General features: G+C 64.2%; 19 protein-coding genes. 8 read left to right on the forward strand and 11 right to left on the reverse strand.

Features of this window, described 5'->3' with window-relative positions; all coding sequences use genetic code 11:
* Nucleotides 1-118: 118 nt before the first annotated feature.
* The 3 genes from rsmG to AB5K84_RS01015 all read left to right on the forward strand — a co-directional run bounded on the left by rsmG (nt 119) and on the right by AB5K84_RS01015 (nt 2,669).
* Complete coding sequence (gene rsmG, locus AB5K84_RS01005; protein ID WP_171463831.1) at nt 119-760, forward strand: 16S rRNA (guanine(527)-N(7))-methyltransferase RsmG; 642 nt, start codon at nt 119-121, stop codon at nt 758-760.
* 29 nt (nt 761-789) lie between these two features.
* On the forward strand, nt 790-1,644 hold the full coding sequence (locus tag AB5K84_RS01010) for a ParA family protein (protein WP_011083458.1): 855 nt from the start codon (nt 790-792) through the stop codon (nt 1,642-1,644).
* 137 nt (nt 1,645-1,781) lie between these two features.
* On the forward strand, nt 1,782-2,669 hold the full coding sequence (locus tag AB5K84_RS01015; protein ID WP_038965125.1) for a ParB/RepB/Spo0J family partition protein: 888 nt from the start codon (nt 1,782-1,784) through the stop codon (nt 2,667-2,669).
* A gap of 48 nt (nt 2,670-2,717) precedes the next feature.
* Here AB5K84_RS01015 and holA read toward each other — a convergent pair whose 3' ends face one another.
* The 3 genes from holA to leuS form a co-directional block, all read right to left on the reverse strand.
* A complete protein-coding gene (holA, locus tag AB5K84_RS01020; RefSeq protein ID WP_011083456.1) occupies nt 2,718-3,746 on the reverse strand; it encodes a DNA polymerase III subunit delta in 1,029 nt (342 codons plus the stop codon).
* 110 nt (nt 3,747-3,856) lie between these two features.
* Nucleotides 3,857-4,408, reverse strand: a complete 552-nt coding sequence (gene lptE / locus AB5K84_RS01025) for an LPS assembly lipoprotein LptE (protein ID WP_011083455.1) — start codon at nt 4,406-4,408, stop codon at nt 3,857-3,859.
* Nucleotides 4,395-7,019 carry a leucine--tRNA ligase gene (gene leuS / locus AB5K84_RS01030; protein WP_038965124.1) on the reverse strand — a complete coding sequence of 875 codons (2,625 nt, stop codon included), beginning with the start codon at nt 7,017-7,019 and terminating at the stop codon, nt 4,395-4,397. Before leuS ends, lptE begins: the two co-directional genes overlap by 14 nt.
* A 289-nt stretch (nt 7,020-7,308) precedes the next feature.
* Between leuS and AB5K84_RS01035 the strand changes: the two genes are divergently transcribed.
* Nucleotides 7,309-8,679 carry a tetratricopeptide repeat protein gene (locus tag AB5K84_RS01035; RefSeq protein ID WP_011083453.1) on the forward strand — a complete coding sequence of 457 codons (1,371 nt, stop codon included), beginning with the start codon at nt 7,309-7,311 and terminating at the stop codon, nt 8,677-8,679.
* Between the two features lie 41 nt (nt 8,680-8,720).
* Complete coding sequence (locus tag AB5K84_RS01040) at nt 8,721-9,377, forward strand: hypothetical protein (protein WP_011083452.1); 657 nt, start codon at nt 8,721-8,723, stop codon at nt 9,375-9,377.
* Nucleotides 9,378-9,392: 15 nt separating this feature from the next.
* On the opposite strand, the gene AB5K84_RS01045 is transcribed toward AB5K84_RS01040, so the two are convergent.
* Entirely contained in the window at nt 9,393-11,090 is a 1,698-nt protein-coding gene (locus tag AB5K84_RS01045; protein WP_038965141.1) for a diguanylate cyclase domain-containing protein, read from the reverse strand.
* A gap of 108 nt (nt 11,091-11,198) precedes the next feature.
* Between AB5K84_RS01045 and AB5K84_RS01050 the strand changes: the two genes are divergently transcribed.
* Complete coding sequence (locus AB5K84_RS01050; RefSeq protein ID WP_011083450.1) at nt 11,199-11,888, forward strand: YggS family pyridoxal phosphate-dependent enzyme; 690 nt, start codon at nt 11,199-11,201, stop codon at nt 11,886-11,888.
* Nucleotides 11,889-12,031: 143 nt separating this feature from the next.
* Here AB5K84_RS01050 and AB5K84_RS01055 read toward each other — a convergent pair whose 3' ends face one another.
* Nucleotides 12,032-12,817: a 2-keto-4-pentenoate hydratase gene (locus tag AB5K84_RS01055; RefSeq protein WP_011083449.1), complete on the reverse strand. Its 786-nt coding sequence runs from the start codon at nt 12,815-12,817 to the stop codon at nt 12,032-12,034.
* Between the two features lie 6 nt (nt 12,818-12,823).
* Nucleotides 12,824-13,393 (reverse strand): L,D-transpeptidase family protein, encoded by a 570-nt coding sequence (locus AB5K84_RS01060; protein WP_038965122.1) that lies wholly within the window; start codon nt 13,391-13,393, stop codon nt 12,824-12,826.
* Nucleotides 13,394-13,596: 203 nt separating this feature from the next.
* Here AB5K84_RS01060 and AB5K84_RS01065 point away from each other — a divergent pair, with 203 nt between their 5' ends.
* Together AB5K84_RS01065 and AB5K84_RS01070 are read left to right on the forward strand one after the other, a co-directional pair.
* Nucleotides 13,597-14,283 (forward strand): response regulator transcription factor, encoded by a 687-nt coding sequence (locus AB5K84_RS01065; protein WP_008142830.1) that lies wholly within the window; start codon nt 13,597-13,599, stop codon nt 14,281-14,283.
* A gap of 58 nt (nt 14,284-14,341) precedes the next feature.
* Nucleotides 14,342-14,785, forward strand: coding sequence for a cyclic nucleotide-binding domain-containing protein (locus AB5K84_RS01070; RefSeq protein WP_011083447.1), 444 nt, complete (start codon nt 14,342-14,344; stop codon nt 14,783-14,785).
* Between the two features lie 116 nt (nt 14,786-14,901).
* On the opposite strand, the gene xth is transcribed toward AB5K84_RS01070, so the two are convergent.
* The 5 genes from xth to AB5K84_RS01095 all read right to left on the reverse strand — a co-directional run bounded on the left by xth (nt 14,902) and on the right by AB5K84_RS01095 (nt 21,215).
* A complete protein-coding gene (gene xth / locus AB5K84_RS01075; protein WP_011083446.1) occupies nt 14,902-15,717 on the reverse strand; it encodes an exodeoxyribonuclease III in 816 nt (271 codons plus the stop codon).
* A gap of 155 nt (nt 15,718-15,872) precedes the next feature.
* Complete coding sequence (locus AB5K84_RS01080; protein ID WP_011083445.1) at nt 15,873-16,628, reverse strand: outer membrane lipoprotein carrier protein LolA; 756 nt, start codon at nt 16,626-16,628, stop codon at nt 15,873-15,875.
* A gap of 151 nt (nt 16,629-16,779) precedes the next feature.
* On the reverse strand, nt 16,780-19,257 hold the full coding sequence (locus AB5K84_RS01085; RefSeq protein ID WP_011083444.1) for a DNA translocase FtsK: 2,478 nt from the start codon (nt 19,255-19,257) through the stop codon (nt 16,780-16,782).
* 9 nt (nt 19,258-19,266) lie between these two features.
* A complete protein-coding gene (locus AB5K84_RS01090) occupies nt 19,267-20,481 on the reverse strand; it encodes an aminotransferase class I/II-fold pyridoxal phosphate-dependent enzyme (RefSeq protein WP_063921599.1) in 1,215 nt (404 codons plus the stop codon).
* 329 nt (nt 20,482-20,810) lie between these two features.
* Entirely contained in the window at nt 20,811-21,215 is a 405-nt protein-coding gene (locus AB5K84_RS01095; protein WP_011083442.1) for a GFA family protein, read from the reverse strand.
* Nucleotides 21,216-21,336 lie beyond the last annotated feature (121 nt).

Below are 21,336 nucleotides of genomic sequence, written 5' to 3' on the forward strand. Positions count from 1 at the left end.
CGGTCGATCGTCATCGCCGAAACCTTCAGCACCAGGATCTGGAGCGGGCGAGGGACCCGACGGTCGATCTGCGCCGGCCAGCCAGAAGATCAACAAGGCCAGCGCCAACGATCGATCGCTGGACTCGGTCATAGCGGCGGACAAGATCGCGGCGCTGAAGCTTGCGCCCGTTTCACGTGAAACCGAGGCCCGGCTCGATCGCTACATCGCGCTGCTGCGGGAGTGGCAGGCCAAGACCAATCTCGTCGCGCCCTCGACGCTGCCGCACCTCTGGACCCGGCACATCGCCGACTCGCTTCAGCTCGTCGATCTCGCCCCAACGGCCAGGCGCTGGGCCGATCTCGGTAGCGGCGGCGGATTTCCGGGCGTCGTCCTGGCCTGCACCATGGCGGAGACACCCGGTGCGAGCGTTCACCTCGTCGAGCGAATCGCCAAGAAGGCGGCGTTCCTGCGCGAAGCAATTCGGATCACCACATCTCCGGGAGTCGTACATCTCGCTGAGATCGGGGATAATGTGGATAGAATCACCGGCCCGGTCGATTGCGTCACCGCGCGTGCACTGGCTCCGCTACATCAACTCATCGGCTTTGCGGAGCCGCTGATGCGCCAGGGCGCAAAAGCGTTGTTTCCAAAGGGTCAAGATGTAGAGGCTGAATTGACTGAAGCCGCTAAATATTGGAATATTCAGCCGCAGCTCCACCAAAGCCGCACCGGTGACGGCTGGATCGTGGAGCTCAATGCCGCCGAACGGCGCGGCTGAGACGTTCAGGGGCGAGTGGGGAATTTGCGATGAGCGTGATTGACGAGCCGCAGCAAGAACAGACCGACGTGGTCCCGCAGGGCCACCCGCGCATCCTCGCGCTGGCGAATCAAAAAGGCGGCGTGGGAAAAACAACCACAGCGATCAACCTTGGCACGGCGCTCGCCGCGATTGGCGAGCGCGTTCTGATCGTCGATCTCGATCCGCAGGGCAACGCCTCGACCGGCCTCGGCATCGATCGCCGCAACCGCTCCTGTTCGACCTATGACGTGCTGGTCGGCGAAGCGGCCTTGCGCGAGGCGGTGGTGTCGACGGCGGTGCCGCGGCTGCACATCGCGCCCTCGACCATGGACCTCTCCGGCCTCGAGCTCGAGCTCGGCACCACGCCCGGCCGCGCCTTCAAGCTGCGCGACGCGATCGGTGCGCTCAACAACAACGTCTCGCCGGACGCCGATTACACCTATGTGCTGATCGACTGCCCGCCCTCGCTCAACCTTCTGACGGTGAACGCGATGGCGGCGTCCGATGCGATCCTGGTGCCGCTCCAGTGCGAGTTCTTCGCGCTCGAAGGTCTGTCGCAATTGCTGCAGACGGTGGAGCAGGTCCGCTCGACGCTCAACCCGAACCTGTCGATCCACGGCATCGTGCTGACCATGTTCGACTCGCGCAACAATCTCTCGAACCAGGTCGTCGCCGACGTCCGCCAGTTCATGGGCGAGAAGGTCTACAAGACCATGATCCCGCGCAACGTGCGCATCTCGGAAGCGCCGTCCTACGGCAAGCCGGTGCTGGTCTACGATCTCAAATGCGTCGGCAGCGAAGCCTATCTGCGGCTTGCCACCGAAGTGATCCAGCGCGAGCGCGAGCTGCGCACGACGCATTGACGATGCCGTAGGGTGGGCAAAGGCGCCTTCGCCGTGCCCACCGTCTTCCGCACACAATCGGTGGGCACGCTTCGCTTTGCCCACCCTACGATAATTCAGTTCTGGAGTGCTGCACCGTGAATCCAAGGGAGCTGGCGATGGCCGACGAAGCGCGTTCGCGACTGGGCCGGGGTCTTGCAAGTCTGATCGGTGACGTCGGCGGCGAGGCTCAGCACGTCGATCGTCCGCGTGCGCAGCGCAAGGTGCCGATCGAATTCATCAAGCCCAACCCGCGCAACCCGCGCCGCACCTTTTCGGAAACCGAGCTCAAGGAGCTCAGCGATTCGATCAGGCAGCACGGCGTGATCCAGCCGATCGTGGTGCGTCCGGTGAAGGGCGCGCAGGACCGCTACGAGATCATCGCCGGCGAACGGCGCTGGCGCGCTTCGCAAATGGCAGGCCTGCATGAAGTGCCGATCGTGCCGGTCGACATCAGCGACAGCGATGCGCTGGAGTTCGCGATCATCGAGAACGTGCAGCGCGAAGACCTCAATCCGATGGAGGAGGCGCAGGGCTATCACGCGCTCGCCAATGAGTTCAAACGCAGCCAGGACGACATCGCGAAAGTCGTCGGCAAGAGCCGCAGCCACGTCGCCAACATGATGCGGCTGACGAAGCTGCCGGCCGAGGTGCAGGCCTTCATCGCGACCGGTCAGCTGACCGCCGGTCACGCCCGCGCGCTGATCGGCGTGCCCGATCCGCTCGCTGCCGCCAGGCGCATCGTCGAGGAAGGTCTCAACGTCCGCCAGGCCGAGGCGCTCGCGCATGAAGAGGGCGTGCCGGAGCGCAAGCCGCAGAAGGCGCGCAGCACCGGGGGGAAGGAAAAGGACCCCGACACGATCGATCTCGAAAAGCGCGTCAGCGACGCGCTCGGTCTCAAGGTCACCGTCAATCACCGCGACCCCGGCGGCTCCGTGCAGATCAACTACCGCAACCTCGACCAGCTCGACGAAGTCATGAAGCGGCTGGCGAAGGGCGCGCTGTAGTCTTCGCCGTTATTCCGGGCTCGCGATCACGCGCGGAAAGAGCTGGGCTTAGCCCCGCCGCTTGGCGTTCGCGGCGATCGCCATCAGCGTGCGCTGGGCGATGGCGGCGGCGAGGGTGGATTGCTTGCGGGTGTCGAGCGCGGCGGTTGCTAGCTGCTCGATGATGGCGGCGAGCCGCGCCACGCTGAAATTGCGCAGCGCCGTCTCCACCGCCGGCTTTCGCGAAAAGTGCAGCCGCGGAAAGCCGCCGTCGAGCACGGCGGAGGCAGGCTGGCCGTCGGCGATCGCAAGCGCGGATTTGTGCAGCCACGCGGCCTGGCGCTGCGCGGCCGAGATGATCACGCCGGGATAGGTGCCGGCGATCATGGCTTTGGCGAACTCGGTCTCGACGATGTCGGGCCGGCCGGCGAAGGCGCCGTCGACGATCGGATCGAGCTTCAGTTCGGAAGCATCGGCGACCACCGCCATCACGTCTTCCAGCGTGATCTCGCCTTTGCCATGTGCATAGAGCGTCAGCTTGCGCAGCTCGTTGCGCGAGGCCTGGCGGTCGCCGCCGAGGAACGACATCAGCGCCGCGCGGGCATCCTGCGCGATGCGCAAGTTTGCGATGCGAAGCTCGTCGTCCATCAGCTTGGCCAAGTCGCGCTCGGTGTCGGGATAGCAGCCGATCGCCACGGCCGTCTTGGCGCGCTCGCAGGCTTTGCGCAGCGGCGATTCCGGGCGCAGCTCGCCGGCCTCGATCACGATGCGGCAATCCTTCACGCCCATCTCGGCCAGTGTGTCGATGCCGCTGGCGAAGCTGCGCGAGCCTGCGCGCACGCGGATGGCGCGTTGGCCGCCGAACAGCGGCACCGTCATGGCTTCGTCGACGAGACGTGACGGCTCGGCGGACAGCTCGTCGCCATCGAGCCTGACCAGCGAGAACGGATCGTTGGGGTCGTCCACGGCGGAGGCGATCAGCGCGTCGGCGCGTTCACGCACCAGCCCGGCGTCGGGACCATAGAGCAGGACGATCGGCCGGCCCGCGTCGGGGCGGGCGAGGAAGGCGTCGATCTCTTTTCCACGCAGCGCGACCATCGGGCCTAGATCGTCATTCCGGGGCGCGTAGCGCGAACCCGGAATCCAGTGGTTGGGAATCGAGATTCCGGGTTCGCGCCACGCGCGCCCCGGAACGACGGGAATGTGAACTAGCTGCCCGCGGTGAAGAACGAGGCGAGCCGGGTGTTGATGTTCTCGGCGATCTCGTTGGCGGCACGATCCTCCGCATCGCGCACCGCGCGGTTGCGGGAGAAGCGCTGGTAGGAGCCGGGATTGTCATAGGACACGCGCGAGAACGTCGTGCCGGTCATCACCGACTTGCCGCTCGCGACCTCGATCAGGTTGTACTGGGCGTCGATGCCGTAATTCTCGCTGGTCGGCAGTCCCGTTGCCTGGCTGATGATCAGGGACGACCGGCTGGAGGTGAAGCGGATCTCCAGGCGGTGAGTTGGCGGCATGCCCGTGGCCGTGCCGTACAGCTTGAAGGCGAGAGCATTGCGGACCTCGACGCCGACGCGGGCCTCGCGGGAGGCGTTGGGCTTGGGGATCGGGGGCAGCTCGACGCCCATCAGCTTCTCACGCAAGCCGGGGGTGCCGTCAGTATGCTCGGCATACATCGGCCGGAAGCAGCCGGCCGTCAGCGCCGCCAGAGCGACGACTGCCAGCAAACGGGCTGCGATGCGGATCCTAGCCGACAACATTCACGATCCTCTTGGGGACGATGATCACCTTGCGGACGGGCTTGCCGTCCAGCGCCAGCTTTACCGCATCGAGGGCCAAAACGGCAGCCTCGATTTCCGGATTCTGGGCCGCTGTTGCAACTGTGACCTCACCCCGCTTCTTGCCGTTGACCTGGACCACCAGGGTCACGCTGTCTTCAACCAGCAAATCGCGTTCGATTTGGGGCCAATTGGCCTCCGAAACCAGCCCCTTCTGGCCCAGCACCTGCCAGCACTCCTCGGCTAGATGCGGCATCATCGGGGAGAACAGCTGGACCAGGATCTGGCTGGCCTCCCGGATCGCCCAAGCCAAGTCCGCGGCCGGCTGGCCGGGGCGCTGGAGGACCTCGGAGAACGCATTGGTGAATTCGCGGATATGGGCGAGGCAGACGTTGAAGTGCAGCCGCTCGATCCCGGTGGTGACCTTGTCTAGCGCGCCATGGGCGGCCTTGCGCAAGGCGGTCGCATCCGCCCCGAATGAGGCCGGCCGGGCCGCCGGCGCCGCCTTGCCGAGTTCGACGGAATCGTTCACCAGCCGCCACAGCCGCTGCACGAAGCGCGAGGCGCCTTGGACGCGCTCGTCGCTCCAGATCACGTCGCGGTCGGGCGGGGAGTCCGACAGCATGAACCAGCGCGCGACGTCGGCGCCGTAGGTCTCGATGATGTCGTCGGGGTCGACGGTGTTCTTTTTCGACTTCGACATCTTCTCGATCGCGCCAATCTGGATGTCTTCGCCCGTCGTCAGCAGGGTCGCGCGGCGCCCGTTGCCGCCGAGTTCGATCTTGACCTCGGCCGGCTGCACATAGGAGCCGTCGGCCTTCTGATAGGTCTCGTGCACCACCATGCCCTGCGTGAACATGCCGGCGAACGGCTCGTCCAGCGCAACGTGCCCGGTCGCCTTCATCGCGCGGGTGAAGAAGCGGCTGTAGAGCAGATGCAGGATCGCGTGCTCGACGCCGCCGATATACTGGTCGATCGGCAGCATCCGGTTGGCGACCGCGGGCGTCGTCGGCGCGTTCTCGTTCCAGGGATCGGTGAAGCGCGCAAAGTACCAGGACGAGTCCACGAAGGTGTCCATGGTGTCGGTTTCGCGCTGCGCCTTGCCGCCGCATTGCGGGCAAGTGACGTGCTTCCAGGTCGGATGATGATCGAGCGCGTTGCCCGGCTTGTCGAAGGTCGCATCGTCAGGCAGCTTCACCGGCAGGTCGGCGTCCGGCACCGGCACCACATCGCATGTCGGGCAATGGATGACGGGGATCGGGCAGCCCCAATAACGCTGGCGCGAAATGCCCCAGTCGCGCAGGCGGAAATTCACCTGACGCTCGCCGACTGGCGCGTTGCCGCGCAGCTCGCTTTCGAGGCGTTTTGCGACTTCATCCTTGGCCTGCTCGATGGTCATGCCGTCGAGGAAGCGCGAATTGATCATGCGGCCGTCACCGTCATAAGCGGTGTCGGTGATGACGAACGATTTCGGATCCTGGCCCTCGGGGCACACCACCGGCGTGTTGCCGAGGTTGTACTTGTTGACGAAGTCGAGGTCGCGCTGGTCATGCGCGGGGCAGCCGAAGATCGCGCCGGTGCCGTATTCCATCAGCACGAAGTTGGCGACATAGACCGGCAGCTTCCAGCTCGGGTCGAACGGATGGATCGCGCGGATGCCGGTGTCGAAACCCTGCTTCTCCGCGGTGTCGATGATCTCCTGCGCGGTGCCGATCTTCTTGATCTCGGCGATGAACTCCGCAAGCTTCGGGTCCTTGGCGGCGGCGGCCGTCGCCAGCGGATGATCCGCCGAGATCGCCATGAACTTGGCTCCGAACAGCGTGTCGGGGCGCGTCGTGAAAATCTTCAGCTCGCTCTCGCCGGCCGGCGTCGTCGCCTGATCCAGCGCGAAGCGCACCAGGAGGCCCTCGGAGCGGCCGATCCAGTTGCGCTGCATCAGCCGCACCTTGTCGGGCCAGCGGTCGAGCGTATCCAGCGCGGACAAGAGCTCCTGCGAGTACTTCGTGATCTTGAAGACCCACTGATTCATTTCCCGCTGCTCGACAATGGCACCGGAACGCCAGCCTTTGCCGTCGATCACCTGCTCGTTGGCGAGCACGGTCATGTCGACCGGGTCCCAGTTCACCTTGCGCTTCTCGCGCTCGGCAAGGCCCGCACGCAGGAAGTCCAGGAACATCTTCTGCTGGTGCTTGTAGTAAGAGGGATCGCAGGTCGCGATCTCGCGGCTCCAGTCCAGCGACAGCCCGATCGAGCGGAGCTGCTTCTTCATCGCGGCGATGTTGTCGTAGGTCCAGGCTTTCGGGGCGACCTTGCGCTCGATCGCGGCGTTCTCGGCCGGCAGGCCGAAAGCGTCCCAGCCCATCGGGTGCAGCACGTTGAACCCCTTGGCGCGCATGAAGCGGGCCAGCACGTCGCCGAGCGTATAGTTCCGGACATGGCCGATGTGGATGCGCCCGGACGGGTAGGGGAACATCTCCAGCACATAGTATTTCGGCCGCGAATCGTCGTTCTTGGAGACGAAGATCGCCTTTTCGTCCCAGGCGGCTTGCCAGCGCGGTTCGGAATCGCGGGCGTTATAGCGTTCGGAGGTCATGGAATCGTTGGTTTTTTCGTGGGTTCGGCGGTCTGAAGTGGCCGGACTAGGCCATAAAAGCGACCGTGGGGTCAACGGATGAGTATTGACAACCAACGGCACCGGGAACACAATCCCTAGTCGTATTTCACCTTCGTATACGCCATGAAGCGATTTTTGAGAGTGTTACTGGTTTTCGCCCTGACAGCGACGACGTTAGCTGAAGTGGCAACAATAATTTGCCTGACCACAACAGTTTCCGCAGAGGCTCGCCCGCGCGATCCTTAGCTGCAGTCTAGGCGGAGCATGCGTGTGGTACGGGCGTCGACAAGGGGGCCCGGAAGTGCCCATTTGCGCGCTGCGTAAACATCTCAGGCCATGGGCTTGGCTGGCCGCTCTGCTAGCGAGCGGACTGTGCGCGGCTGCCGCAGACGACGTCGAGACCTGCAAAAAGATCGACCCGCTCATCTCACCAGATGCGTGCACTGCCGCAATCAAATCGGGGAGCCTTCAGGGCCACGATCTGGCTGTCCTCTATCTGAACCGTGGCTTTCTCGCCAGTCGCGCAAACGATTTCGACAAAGCAATCCAGGACTACGGCGAGGCAATCAAGGTTGACCCGCAATATGCGAATGCTTTCAGCAATCGGTGCGCCGTCTACGTCAGAAAGCGCGAATTCAATCGCGCGATCGAAGATTGCGACAACGCCATCAACCTGAACGCAAACTACACAAGTGCTTACGTGAGCAGGGGCAACGCCTACCGCCTGAAGAATCTGCATAGTCAGGCAATCATAGACTACGAGCGCGCCATCGCGCTCGACAAGAATTCAACGGCTGCGCTCTTCGGTGCCGCTCTCTCTTATTCGTCCATAGAACACTACGGGCGCGCAATTGAAGTCTATGGCCAGGTCCTCAAACTCGACAGCAAGAGCATTCAGGCGCTTAACAATCGGGGCTTGATCTACCTGCGACTGCATGACCTGGATCGTGCGATCAAGGACTTCAGCGCGGCGATCGATCTCGATCCGACGTTCGTCTATGCCCTGAATAATCGGTGTTCGGCCTACAACAGCTTGAAAGACGCGGACAATGCCTTGAAGGATTGCGACCGCGCGATCGAGCTCGTTCCAACCTATGTAAATCCCTACATTGGACGGGGTCGGGCCCATCGTTTGAAGAATCAAACCGACCTGGCGCTCAATGACTACGATCGGGCGATCGCGCTCGACCCGAAATCCGCGAGCGCATTCTTTGGGCGCGCGTACGTTCACGACCAAAGAGAGGAATATAAACAAGCTGCGGACGACTACACCAAAGCCTCACAATTGAACCCGAACGATCCCGAGACATGGAATAATCTGTGCTGGGCTCTTGGCATCATAGATCAGCTGAAAACGGCACTCTATGCCTGCGACCGGTCGCTTTCATTGCGGCCGAACAGCGCCGTCACGTCAAATAGCCGCGGTCTTGTCAACCTCAAGTCGGGAAATCTAGCCCAGGCCATCGAGGACTATGATCGGGCGCTCAATATGAGTCCGAAGGATGAGAACTCCCTCTATGGCCGCGGTATCAGCAAGTTGAAGCTTGGCGATCGTGCCGGCGGCGAAGAAGATATTAATGCGGCCAAGGCGATCAGCAGCACCGTCGCCGACGATTTCAAGAAACTAGGAATTCGGTAAGATTACGAAACAAGTCGCTCCATATATTGGAGGATCGGCAAATGAACGAATTGCTCAGCCGGGATGTCGTCCTGCTCTTCGCATTGTGCGTCACTTACATCTTCTGGGCGGTCGTACCCCTGGTTCCTGCGGTTATGATCTACCGGCTGTTTCCCAACGCGCCGGTTGATACGCAATGGAAGATACTGGGAGTTGCAGTGAAAGCGGGCGGAGCGGCCGGCTTCTACTTCGCGATCCTGGCGCTCGGCTTCTTCAAGTTTCTCGAGCCGACGATTGAGTACGTGCGAGGTCTTCAGCGTCCCTATTGGACGGTCGAAGCCTTGGTTCAATTCGTCGAATCGGACGACAGCGTAAGCAGGCCTTACACCACCAACTCTGCGGAGCAGATACGGATTCAGCCCTATGCATATGATTTCAAGCAAACGGACGATCAGACCTATCTGATTACGATGAGGTTTGCCGAGCTCAACAGCGACACTGATTCGATCAGGCTCATTTTTCCCGAGGGGATCGGCTTTATCCCTCTCAAGCAAATGATGAGCAGCGACAACACGAACAATTTCCTTAAACGTGTTAGTCTGACAAAGGGTCCTCCGACGAAGATTCATCCACCCGTCAAGTGGGGACAAAATGCGCCGTCGGTCTCCGACCTGTCGCAAAAGCTGGAGCGCGGTCTCGAAACGATATCTTCCCGGTAGTCTTGCAGCCGGCCGTCAGCCCGCCATCATCATGTCCGCTGCGCCGGTCTCGATCGCCTGCACGCCGTGCTCGACGACGTTGTTGCGGCCGCGGTGTTTTGCGGCGTAGAGGGCGGCGTCAGCGGCTTCGATCAGGTCGCCGGGGCGGAAGGCCTCGTTGGGCTTCGCTGCGGCAACGCCGATCGAGACGGTGACGATCATGTGGGCGGACGTGATGTGCGGCAGGCAGAGCCTCAGCACGGCCGCACGCACCAGTTCGCCGATCTCCACGGCGCGGTCCACGTCGGTGTTCGGCAGCAGCAGGCAGAATTCCTCGCCGCCATAGCGCGCCGCAAAGCCCATCGTGTCGGCGGCGATACCGGACAGCGACTCGCCGAGTCGGGTCAGGCAGGAATCGCCTTCGAGATGGCCGTAAGTGTCGTTGAAGAGCTTGAAGTGGTCGACGTCGATCATCAGCAGCGCGAGGTCGCTGCCATATTGCTGCGCGCGCATCCATTCGAAGTCGAGCCGGCTCTGGAAGCCGCGGCGGTTGGCTAGGCCCGACAGCATGTCGATCGAGGCCATTACCGTCAGCCGGTCGTTGCTCGCGATCAGCTCGCGCTCGCGCTGGCTCAATTGCGCGGCCATCGCGTTGAACGCGCGGGCCAGCGGCACGAATTCGGCCGGCAGGCGATTGCGCGCCGCGCGTGCCGACAGATCGCCCTCGCCGAGGCGCTTGGCCATGTCGGCAAGCATCTCGATCGGCTTGATCACCAGCTTCTCGGCGGCGATCAGCGCGCCGAGCAGGACGAACAGGACGACGAAAGCGAGCTGGAGATAGGCGGTGCGGATATCGCGGCTCACGGCCGCAGACACCTTGTCCTCGTCGATGCTGGCGATCAGGCGGGCATTTGTGCCGGCGATGCGGATGTAGCTGACGGCGCGGCGCGAGCCGTCGGCGGCGAGGAAGGACAGCGAGCCCTCGTCCTGGTCCGACCGCAGCGCCTTGTCGGCGATTGCGGACATCAGCGGCATGTTGTCGAGGGGACGGCCGACCGCGCTGTGCTGGTCGGCGGGTGCGGCCAGCACGGTGCCCGCGCTGTCGACCAGCACGGCGGTGATGCCGGCGCGACCACCGAGATTGCTCATGACCTTCGACATCCAGTCGAGGTTGACGGTGGCGAGCACGACGGCATCGGCGACGCCGCTGAAGGCGGACACCGGATAGACCGCCATGACGGTCGGTGACGGCACCGGCCGCGACAGGATGAAGTCGCTCAGCACGAAACGGCCGGTTTCCTGCGCCTGCTGGAAGTAAGGCCGGTCGCTGAGATCGAGGCCGACATACATGTTGTTGGTGGCGCACTGGATGCGTCCGTCCTGGCCGGCGATCAGAAGCGTGCGGATCCAGGGAAGGTTCGACGGCAGGCTCGCGCGCAGCACGTCGCAGCTCTTGCTGATTCCGCCGGCGGAGGCGCGGATGAAGGCTTCCGATTTCAGGATGGTCTCGACCGACGAGATCACCTCGCGCTGCGCATCGGCGCTGTGCCTTGCGACGGTGTTGAACTCGGCCGCGGCCTGCGCGATCTGGCTGGTGCGCGTGTTCTCGAGCGAACGGATGCGCTCGAGCATCAAGGGCGCCACCAGAATCACGGCGAGCAACGCAAGCCGCGCCCGGATTCCAAGGACCTGCTTGAGTTTTGCTCGCTTACGGTTGAAACTGACGTTTGCCATCTTCGCTGCCCACCCCATGGGCCAAGGTAAAGCGAAGGGTTCAAAAACTCTTTCTTGAACTCGGTAAAATTGGACTTACCTCGGTTACGACCACAGCCAATCGACGTCATGACAGAAGCCAACGCCGCGCCGGTAACCGGCCATTCACCAAACGCGCTCGCCGCGGTCGAAGCCGAAATCGCCCGCGCCTGCAAGGACGCGCGGCGCGATCGCGCCTCGGTCACGCTGATCGCGGTGTCGAAGACCTTCGACGCGGATGCAATTACCCCGGTCATCGCCGCCGGACAGCGCGTATTTGGCGAGAATCGGGTGCAGGAGGCCAAAGGCAAGTGGCCGGCGTTAACGTCCGTTTACCCCGATATCGCGCTGCATCTGATCGGGCCGCTGCAATCCAACAAGGCGAAAGAGGCGGTCGCGCTGTTCGACGCCATCCATTCGGTTGACCGCCCGAGCATTTGCCAGGCGTTAGCCAAGGAAATCGAATCTCAGAAAAAGCACCCGCAGCTCTTCGTCCAGATCAACACCGGCGAGGAGCCGCAGAAGGCCGGCGTCGCGCCCGGCGAGGCCGATGCCTTCCTCGCAAGCTGCCGCGATACCTATGGACTGACGATCTCCGGACTGATGTGCATCCCGCCGGTTGACGAGCCGCCGGCGGCGCATTTCGCGCTGACCGCCAAGATCGCCGCGCGCAATGGATTGACGAATCTCTCGATGGGCATGAGCGCGGATTTCGCCACCGCCATCATGCTCGGCGCCACGCATGTGCGCGTGGGAAGCGCGATCTTCGGGCATAGATAATTGTCTTGGGTCGTCCTGGCGAAAGCCAGGACCCATTACCCCAGGGAGTGGTTTGGCGAAGATTGGCCGTCGGTATTGCAACCGAGCGGAATCGAGAGATCACGCGGTATGGGTCCTGGCCTTCGCCAGGACGACAGCAGTGATTATTCGAACCCCACCGACACCTTTCCCAACACGCCAAAATCCACCGCAAAGTGATCGCCGGCCTGGATCGGCAGCGGCGGATGGCAGGTGCCTGTGGTCACCACCTCCCCTGCCCGCAAGGTGATGCCGAGTCCGCGCAGCTCGTTGGCGAGCCAGGTGAGTGCAACACGGGGATCGCCGAGCACGTTCTTGCCATGGCCGATGTAGCGCTCGCCGCGCAGCGTGATCTGCGGCCGTTCTTCGACGAGATCCATCCCGCGCCAGTTCGCAGGCGTCGCCGCGCCCAGCACGAACAGATGCGCGCAGGCATTGTCGGCGATGAGCTGCGCCTCGCCGGCGCCGGCGAAATCGACAAAGCGCGAATCCGGAATCTCGATCGCGGGATGGAAGCTGTCCACGGCGCCCAGCACCTCGTCGACGGCGAACGACGCCGCGCGCGGCGCCAGATCGCGACCCATGCGGAAGCAAAATTCCGGCTCGCCGACGCGCATCGCGTTGCCCTTCATCGACGCGGTGCCGCCATCGGCGATCACGGTGTCGCTCATGATGCGCCCGGCGAGCGGTCCCGTGACATTGATGTGCTTCTGTCCGGACAAGCTCGTTGCCGCGATCTTCCAGCCGAACAGCTTTCCGGGCGATTGCGCTTCGAGCGCGGCCTGAATGGCGTAGCCCTCGGCGCGGGTCTGCGGCCGCAGATATCCCTCCAGCGCGTCGAGCTTGGTGTCGTCACGCCAGTGTTGAACGAGGACCCGCGATGCGGCGGCGATCTGATCCTTCTCGAGCATGTGCCCTCACCCGATGATGATTCTCGTTCGTGGGCCCAGCCGCCGCAGCAATTGCAGTATCGCGGATTTGGTCATGGAAACGCAGCCCGCGGTCGGGCCGAAATTGTCGCGCGCCAGATGCAGGAACACCGCGCTGCCGCGGCCGGCGATGCGCGGGCGCGTGTTGTGGTCGATTTCGATGATGAAGTCATAGAGATGGTCGGCCCGCTTGAGCCGGTCACCGCCCTGCCCCTCGCCGAGTCGGATTCCCTGATTGTAATGACGGTCGTGGGGGTCCTCGCACCAGGCGTCCTCGCCGGTGATGATCCGCGCCGGCAGGAAGGTTTGCGGCCGGCTGTGCCGGTCGCCCCGCCACCACAGTCGCCGCGGTCGGAAGCTGCCCCTCGGGGTGCCGCCGTCGCCCTCGCGCTTGTTGGCGAGAATACCGCCCCGCCCCAGCGCCACCGGAATGGTCAGCGCTCCGGCCGTCAGCCAGCCGCGGCGCGGATTACCGGCGGCAGGCTTAACGCGGATCGCGGACAGCGGTCCGGCGCCTCGATTTTTGGTGTAAGTAGCTGAAGCAGCGTTGTTTTTCATGTGACCGTGCGATGTCGCATTCATTACAGGACATTCATCAAAACGCCCTGCTATTCTAGGTTAGAGTGCTTCTGGCTTGTGAATCGGTAACAGCCCACTACTTCAACACGAACAACAATAATAACGGCGACCCCTAAACTTCCCCTCGCGGCTGGGCGCGGCATGCATGCGCGCCGAGCCGGACCCCAAAAGGATGATACCCTATGGCCAATGCCCGCAAGATCCTGATCGTGGATGACGATACCGATCTGCGCGATACGTTGGTGGAGCAATTATCGCTGCACGAAGAATTTGAAGCCTCCGCCGTCGATACCGGCGCCAAGGGCGCGAGCGCCGCGAAGGCCAATTCCCCCGATCTCGTCCTGATGGACGTCGGTCTGCCCGACACCGATGGCCGCGAGGTGGTCCGCTCCTTACGCAAGGGCGGCTTCAAGGCCCCCATCATCATGCTGACCGGGCATGACACCGATTCCGACACGATTTTGGGCCTGGAATCCGGCGCCAACGACTACGTCGCAAAACCCTTCCGCTTCGCCGTGCTGTTGGCCCGTATCCGCGCCCAGCTCCGCCAGCACGAAGCCAGCGAGGACGCGGTGTTCTCGGTCGGCCCCTACAGCTTCCGGCCCGGCTCGAAGATGCTGACCGCCGCCAATGCGCGCAAGGTCCGGCTGACGGAGAAGGAAACCGCCATCCTCCGCTTCCTCTACCGCGCCGGCCAGATGCCGGTGTCGCGCGAGACCCTGCTCCAGGAGGTCTGGGGCTACAATTCCGGCGTCACCACCCACACGCTGGAAACCCACATCTACCGCCTCCGCCAGAAGATCGAGAAGGACGCCGCCAACCCGGAGATCCTGGTAACGGAAGCCGGTGGCTACAAGCTGGTGCCGTGATACGCTTTGGGGGCGTGCGAATCGTTTTAGATCGCGTGCCCTTGAGCCTCGGATCTGAATGTCAATTGACGACGACGTAGCGCTTCTCGAGCGGGTCCCGACACTGCGCCTGTTGGGAGACGCCTCGTTGCGCATGCTGGCGATCGGCTCCGAGCAGCGTGACTTCGTCCGCGGCGACATCCTGTTCAATCTTGGCGACGACGCCGATGCCGGCTTCGTGGTCCAGCGCGGCGCCTTCCGGGTCGAAGACGGCGCCGGCGCCGAGATGACCGTGGGTCCCGGCGCGCTGATCGGCGAGCTCGCGCTGGTGGTGCCGATGAAGCGGCCGTCGAGCGCGATCGCGCTGGAGCATTCCTCCGTCATCCGCGTCGCGCGCAGCCTGTTTCAGCGCGTGCTCGAAAGCGACCCCGCCGCCGCCGTTCGCCTGCGCGACGAATTCGCAGTTCGCTCCAGCCAGATCGCGAGCGATATCCTGATGGCCGGTGCGAAGCTGACGACCTGAGGCCCCTGTCATTCCGGGGCGCGACGAAGTCGCGAGCCCGGAATCCATTCATCCACCAACTCTGCCGCCCGATGGATTCCGGGCTCGCGCTACGCGCGCCCCGGAATGACAGGAGGTCACACCTCCAGCGTCACCGTCACCGGCACGTGGTCCGACGGACGCTCCCAGCTCCGCGCGTCGCGGAGAATCTTGAAATCCTGGACCGCGTCCTTCAGCGCGCGCGAGACCCAGATGTGGTCGAGCCTGCGGCCGCGATCGCCGACGGTCCAGTCGGCGGAACGGTAGCTCCACCACGTGTAGACCTTCTCCGACATCGGAATGCGCTCGCGCGCGACGTCGACCCACTCACCGGCCGCGAGTGCCGCCTTCAGCTTCTCGGTTTCGACAGGCGTGTGCGAGACCACTTTCAGAAGCTGCTTGTGCGACCAGACGTCGTTCTCGTGCGGGGCGACATTGAGATCGCCGACCAGGATGTGGCGGTCATCGCCGCGCGGATGCAGCGGCTCGCACGCCGTCATCTCGTCGAGGAAGCGCAGCTTGTGGTCGAACTTCTCGTTCAGCGCCGGATCGGGAATGTCGCCGCCGGCCGGCACGTAGAAATTATGCAGCACCAGCGGCTTTGCGATGTTGGCCTGCGTCCCGAAAGATACAGAAATGTGGCGCGAATCCACCTTGTCGCAGAAGGTGCGGATGTCCTTGGACTCGAACGGGATCCTCGAGACGATGGCGACGCCGTGATAGCCCTTCTGCCCGTTCAGCGCGACGTGCTCATAGCCGAGCCGCTTGAAGCGCTTCAGCGGAAAGGCATCGTCGATGCACTTGGTCTCCTGGAGGCACAGCACGTCCGGCCGCGCACTCTTGAGGAATTTCGCGACCAGATCGATGCGCAGCCGCACCGAATTGATGTTCCAGGTTGTCAGGGAAAGACGCATGAGGGATGCGTCTTAGCATGGATTGGCGCGGGGAAAATGCTTGTCCATAGCGAGCTCTCGTATGGTGGGCAAAGCGAAGCGTGCCCACCATTCCTGCCGCGAGGAGGAGAGGTGGTGGGCACGGCGCAAGTGCGCCTTTGCCCACCATACAGCAACTATCCTGGCGATGGGCCGTAATTGGTGAAGTCGATCTTGAACATGCCGGGATCGAGCTTCTTGGTTGCGTCGAGATTGTAGACCGCGATCGTGGTGTCGTAGCCCTGCGGGTCGGTGACGGTCCACTGCTTCAGCTGGCCGTCCTTGGCGCCGAACATCAGCAGGAGGCGGCTGGTGCCGACCAGCGCCTGCTTCTCCTCGATGGTGACGCTGACGAAGACGTCGTCGGCCGAGACGTTGACGACGTTGGTGTCCTTCATCAGGTCGATGCGATCGGACAGCAGGAAGCGCAGCGGCGTCTGCGACAGCGGATAGACGTCCTGGGTCGCGAGCTTGCGATCGCGCACCACCAGCGACGATCCGTCGGCGACGATGTCGATCGGGCTCGGCGCGTCATATTCGAAGCGCACCTTGCCCGGCTTCTGGATGTAGAAATCGCCCTGCGTCTTGCTGCCGTCGGGGCCGACCTGGACGAAATTACCGACCAGCGTCGACAGCGAGGACAGATAGGCGCTGACCTTGGCCGCCTGCGCCTTCTGGTTGGCGTCGAAGGTCTGGAAGATGCTGCTCGGCACGTTGCGGCGCGGATCCGGGATCACCGGATTCGGCGGCGTCTGGGTCGCGCCGGTGACCGCAGGCCCGCCGGCGGCCGCACCATTGTCGCGGCCCTTCGGCGCGGGCTTCGGCACCGGCACGTTCTGCGCGGACGACGCCGCGGTCACCATCGCGGCGGTGACGAGAAGCACGCCGGCCACGCGCGCGCTTCGCGCGGCGATGGTGGCAGCGAATCGAATGTCCGGATGTCTGATCAACGCGTCGTCCTGTATGGCTAGGCGCCTTTTAGCGTGATTTCGGGCAAAAGCAGATATCGATTTTGCGTGAAAGCCTGTTTTGAGGCGGCTCGCCTCACATATGGCTGTCTTCTTCCTCGACCAGGATCTCGCGCTTGCCGGCGTGGTTGGCGGGACCGACAATGCCTTCCAGTTCCATGCGCTCCATCAGCGATGCGGCGCGGTTATAGCCGATTTGCAGGCGGCGCTGGATGTAGCTGGTCGAGGCCTTGCGGTCGCGTTTGACGATGGCAACGGCCTGCTGGAATAGATCGCCGCCGCCATCCGCGCCCATGCCGCTGGCGTCGAACACGGCGCCGCCGTCCTCGTCCTCGGTCGGCTCTTCGGCCGTGACGGCCTCGAGGTATTCGGGCTGGCCCTGCGTCTTGAGGTGGCGCACCACCTTCTCGACTTCGTCGTCCGACGCAAACGGTCCGTGCACGCGGCTGATGCGGCCGCCGCCCGCCATGTAGAGCATGTCGCCCTGGCCGAGCAGCTGCTCGGCGCCCATCTCGCCGAGGATGGTGCGGCTGTCGATCTTGGAGGTGACCTGGAAGGCGATGCGGGTCGGGAAGTTCGCCTTGATGGTGCCGGTGATGACGTCCACCGACGGACGCTGTGTCGCCAGGATCACATGCAGGCCGGCGGCGCGCGCCATCTGCGCGAGACGCTGTACCGCGCCTTCGATGTCCTTGCCGGCGACCATCATCAGGTCGGCCATTTCGTCGACGATGATGACGATGTAGGGCAGCGGGTCGAGCGAGAGCTTCTCTTCCTCGTAGATCGCCTTGCCGGTTTCCTTGTCGAAGCCGGTGTGCACCGTGCGCGTCGGCTCCTCGCCCTTGGCTTTCAACTCGAGCAGACGCGTGTTGTAGCCGTCGATGTTGCGCACACCGAGCTTGGCCATGTTCTTGTAGCGCTCTTCCATCTCGCGCACGGCCCATTTCAACGCGACCACCGCCTTCTTCGGGTCGGTCACGACGGGCGTGAGCAGATGGGGAATGCCGTCATAGACGGAGAGTTCGAGCATCTTCGGATCGACCATGATCAGCCGGCACTGGTCCGGACGCAGCCGGTAGACCAGGCTGAGGATCATGGTGTTGATGGCGACCGACTTGCCCGAGCCGGTGGTGCCGGCGATCAGCATGTGCGGCGTGCGCGCGAGGTCGATGATGACGGGATCACCGCCGATGGTCTTGCCGAGGCAGAGCGGCAGCTTTGCGACCGTGTCGACGGTCTCCTTGGCGACCAGCAGCTCGCGCAGATAGACCTTTTCGCGATGGGCGTTCGGCAATTCGATGCCGATGGCATTGCGGCCGGGCACGACGGCGACGCGCGCCGACAGCGCGCTCATCGAGCGGGCGATGTCGTCGGCGAGGCCAATCACGCGCGACGACTTGATGCCGGGCGCCGGCTCCAGCTCGTACAGCGTGACGACGGGACCCGGATTGGCCTTCACGATCTCGCCGCGCACGCCGAAGTCCTGCAGCACGCCTTCGAGCGCGCGCGAATTGGCTTCCAGCTCGGCCTTGCTGAGCGGCTGGCGATCGCCGGCCTTGGGCGCGGCCAGCACGGACACGGACGGAAGCTCGAACTTGTCGGAGGATTTTTTCGCCGCGGCCTTCGGCGCAGCCTTCTTGCGCGGTGCGCGCGCGGCAGGCTCCTCCTCTTCCTCCTCGTCTTCCTCTTCCTCGTGCTCCTCCTCGTAGTCCTCGTCTTCGGACCGCGGCGAGATCGGCGGCGCGGCGCGGCCGCCGCCGAGATTCGGCTCCTGGCGGCTGAACCCAACGGCCCTGGTCTTCGGTCCGCTCGAGACCAGCGAGCGGTAAGCGGCACCACACAGCCAGATCAGGCGCGCCTTGGTGCTCATCAGCGCATGGAACAGCCAGCCCAGCGACACCGAGCCGCGATCGCTCTCCTCGTCTTCATCGAGCGGCTTGTCGTCATCCTCGATCTCGGCGAGCTCGTCGTCATGCTCGCGCGCGCCAAGACCGCAGGCGATCAGGAAGGTCGCGGCCATCGCCGCGAACAGGATCACGCCGAGCACGGTGCGATAGATCATGCCCGGCGGCCCGAAAATCACCGCGGGCGCGCGCACCAGGGCATCGCCGACCACGCCGCCGAGTCCGGTCGGCAGCGGCCATGCGCCGCCGTGCGGCCAGCAGCTGACAAAGCCCGCAGCGATCACGGTGCAGAGAATCCAGGAGCCGAGCCGCAGCGCCTCGCGGTCGAACGGGCGATGGGTCATCATGCGCCAGCCCCAGACCGCGACCGTCAGGACCAGCATGATCGCGCCGAGCCCGAGGATCTGCATCGCAAGGTCGGCGCCGATCGCGCCGGCATAGCCGAGGATGTTGCGGATCGGCCGCGAGGTCGCGTGGCTGAGGCTTGCATCCTGCACCGACCAGGTCATGAGCGCGGCCGAGGCGAGCCCCGACAGCGCGATCAGGCCGAGGCCGGCGAGCTCGCGCATACGCCGCGCCAGCCCCTCGCGGATCGACGGCGGCAGATGGCCGACCAGTGGAATGACACGTTCGATTGCCGACATGCTCACGGGCCCCGCCTAACCCAGAGTCTCGACCAGGCGGTGCAGCGCCTGTGCCGTGGTCTCGCCATCCTGCACCAGCGCGAGGCGAATGTAGCCTGCGCCGGGATTGAAGCCGTCGGGCTGGAGCCGCGCCAGATAGCTGCCGGGCACCACGCGCACGCCGGCTTCCTTGAAGAGCCTGAGCGTGATCGACACGTCGTCGCCGAGCTCGGACGTGTTGAGCCAGACGCAGAAGCCGCCGTCGGGCCGGCGATAGCCGTAGCGATTGCCGATGATCTGGTCGGCGAGGTCGAACTTGATCCGGTAGAGCCTGCGGTTCTCCTCGACATGCGCTTCGTCGCCATAGGCGACGGTGGCGACATGCTGGAGCGGCACGGGCACCTGGGGCGCTGCGATGTTGCGCAGCTCGAGGAACATGCCGATGAACTTCTTGTCGCCGGCGGCGAACCCGACGCGCAGGCCCGGCAAATTGGAGCGCTTCGACAGCGACTGGAACGCAACCACGCGGGTGAAGTCGGGGCCGGCACATTCGAGCGCGCTGCCCGGGGCCTCGCGGGTGTAGATCTCCGAATAGCACTCGTCGCTGAGGATTACGAAGCCGTAGCGGTCGGCGAGTTGCTTTAACCGCTCGAAATAGTCGGGCTTGGCGACCGAGCCCTGAGGATTGGCGGGCGAGGCCAGATAGAACGCCACCGTGCGCGCCAGCGTCGCCTCGTCGATGGCGTCGAGATCGGGCAGGAAGCCGTTCTCGACGGTGGTCGGCAGATAGACCGGCTCGCAAGCCGCTGCGCGGGCGCCGGCGCCATAGACCGGATAGAACGGGTTCGGCATCAGGATGGCGGGCTTGCCGGGGCGCGGGCTGACATAGCGTGCGGCCGTGATCGCGGCGAGGAACAGCCCCTCGCGGCTGCCATTGAGGACGAGAAGCTCGCTCGCGGGGTCGAGCGGCCGCGGCAGCTTGAAGCGCGACGACAACCAGGCGCTCGCGGCTTTCCGGAACGGCTCGGTGCCCTGGTTCATCGGGTAACGGCCGAAATCGGCGGTGTGCTTGGCCAGGACCGGGCCGACGAAATCGGGCACGGGATGCTGAGGCTCGCCGACCGCAAGCGTAATCAAGGGCTTACCCGGCTGATGGGGGGCCAGCAGCTCGTTCAGCCGGACGAAGGGCGAGCGTTCGGAATCGGAGCTTCCGCTGGCCTGCGGCGCACGGGATGAAGCGGTCATAGCCATTCTGGACGCCAGCACTCTTGGAACAGCCGGTCGCACCAAGGCGCCGGCGGGAAGCGGTTCAGTTCACCATAGATAGGGCGAGGTTAAGACGCGATTAACCATCGGCCGCCGCCCCCGTCCAGAGCGGGAATATTGAGGCCGGACAACAACGGGATGGGTGGGCTACAGGGCCGGCTGGTTCCTCCACCTCTCCCGCTTGCGGGAGAGGTCGCGCCGAAGGCGCGGATGAGGGTTCTCTCCGCAGAGGGACTGTCCCGATGTTGAGACACCCTCTCCCCTGCCCTCGCCCTCCCCCGCATGCGGGGGAGGGCGCGCGCCGTCATCGTGGACTAGTGCCCCGGCAGCTTCTCGAACGTCGTCATGCCGGCGGGGATGGCGTGGAATTCCTGCTTGTCGCAGGTGTAGATCGCCATCTGCGGATGGAACTGCTCGGGCTCGTCCAGCGTGCCGACCTTCAGGATCGCTGCGGGGAGGCCCGGAACCTTGGTTACCAGATGGGTGCCGCATTCGGGGCAGAACTCGCGCGTCACGGCGCGCTCGAGGTCCTTGCGGGTGAACTGCTTGGGCTGCCCGATGATGTAGCTGAAGCCGGCCACCGGCATCGCGATGAAGGTGTTGGGCGCGCCGCCCGAGATGTACTGGCACTCGCGGCAATGACACTGCGCCTGCATCATCGGGTCGCCCTCGGCCACGTAGCGCACTTCGCCGCAATAGCATCCGCCTTCCAAACGCATGACGACCTCCCGGTTTGTTGTTCGTTGTGGTCGATATTTCTGCGCCGGCAATCTGGAATGGCAATCCTTTTCTTTGCTTCTTTGCCGCGCGGCGCAAAAAGAAAGGGGCTCCAGCTTGCGC

It is taken from the genome of Bradyrhizobium sp. 1200_D9_N1_1 (assembly GCF_052075915.1).
GTDB lineage: Bacteria > Pseudomonadota > Alphaproteobacteria > Rhizobiales > Xanthobacteraceae > Bradyrhizobium > Bradyrhizobium diazoefficiens.

Coding starts and splice junctions, on each gene's coding strand:
- AB5K84_RS01010 (WP_011083458.1), top strand. CDS start 790: ATGAGCGTGATTGACGAGCCGCAGCAAGAACAGACCGACGTGGTCCCG.
- AB5K84_RS01015 (WP_038965125.1), top strand. CDS start 1,782: ATGGCCGACGAAGCGCGTTCGCGACTGGGCCGGGGTCTTGCAAGTCTG.
- holA (WP_011083456.1), bottom strand. CDS start 3,746: ATGGTCGCGCTGCGTGGAAAAGAGATCGACGCCTTCCTCGCCCGCCCC.
- lptE (WP_011083455.1), bottom strand. CDS start 4,408: ATGTTGTCGGCTAGGATCCGCATCGCAGCCCGTTTGCTGGCAGTCGTC.
- leuS (WP_038965124.1), bottom strand. CDS start 7,019: ATGACCTCCGAACGCTATAACGCCCGCGATTCCGAACCGCGCTGGCAA.
- AB5K84_RS01040 (WP_011083452.1), top strand. CDS start 8,721: ATGAACGAATTGCTCAGCCGGGATGTCGTCCTGCTCTTCGCATTGTGC.
- AB5K84_RS01045 (WP_038965141.1), bottom strand. CDS start 11,090: ATGGCAAACGTCAGTTTCAACCGTAAGCGAGCAAAACTCAAGCAGGTC.
- AB5K84_RS01050 (WP_011083450.1), top strand. CDS start 11,199: ATGACAGAAGCCAACGCCGCGCCGGTAACCGGCCATTCACCAAACGCG.
- AB5K84_RS01055 (WP_011083449.1), bottom strand. CDS start 12,817: ATGCTCGAGAAGGATCAGATCGCCGCCGCATCGCGGGTCCTCGTTCAA.
- AB5K84_RS01060 (WP_038965122.1), bottom strand. CDS start 13,393: ATGAAAAACAACGCTGCTTCAGCTACTTACACCAAAAATCGAGGCGCC.
- AB5K84_RS01065 (WP_008142830.1), top strand. CDS start 13,597: ATGGCCAATGCCCGCAAGATCCTGATCGTGGATGACGATACCGATCTG.
- AB5K84_RS01070 (WP_011083447.1), top strand. CDS start 14,342: ATGTCAATTGACGACGACGTAGCGCTTCTCGAGCGGGTCCCGACACTG.
- xth (WP_011083446.1), bottom strand. CDS start 15,717: ATGCGTCTTTCCCTGACAACCTGGAACATCAATTCGGTGCGGCTGCGC.
- AB5K84_RS01090 (WP_063921599.1), bottom strand. CDS start 20,481: ATGGCTATGACCGCTTCATCCCGTGCGCCGCAGGCCAGCGGAAGCTCC.
- AB5K84_RS01095 (WP_011083442.1), bottom strand. CDS start 21,215: ATGCGTTTGGAAGGCGGATGCTATTGCGGCGAAGTGCGCTACGTGGCC.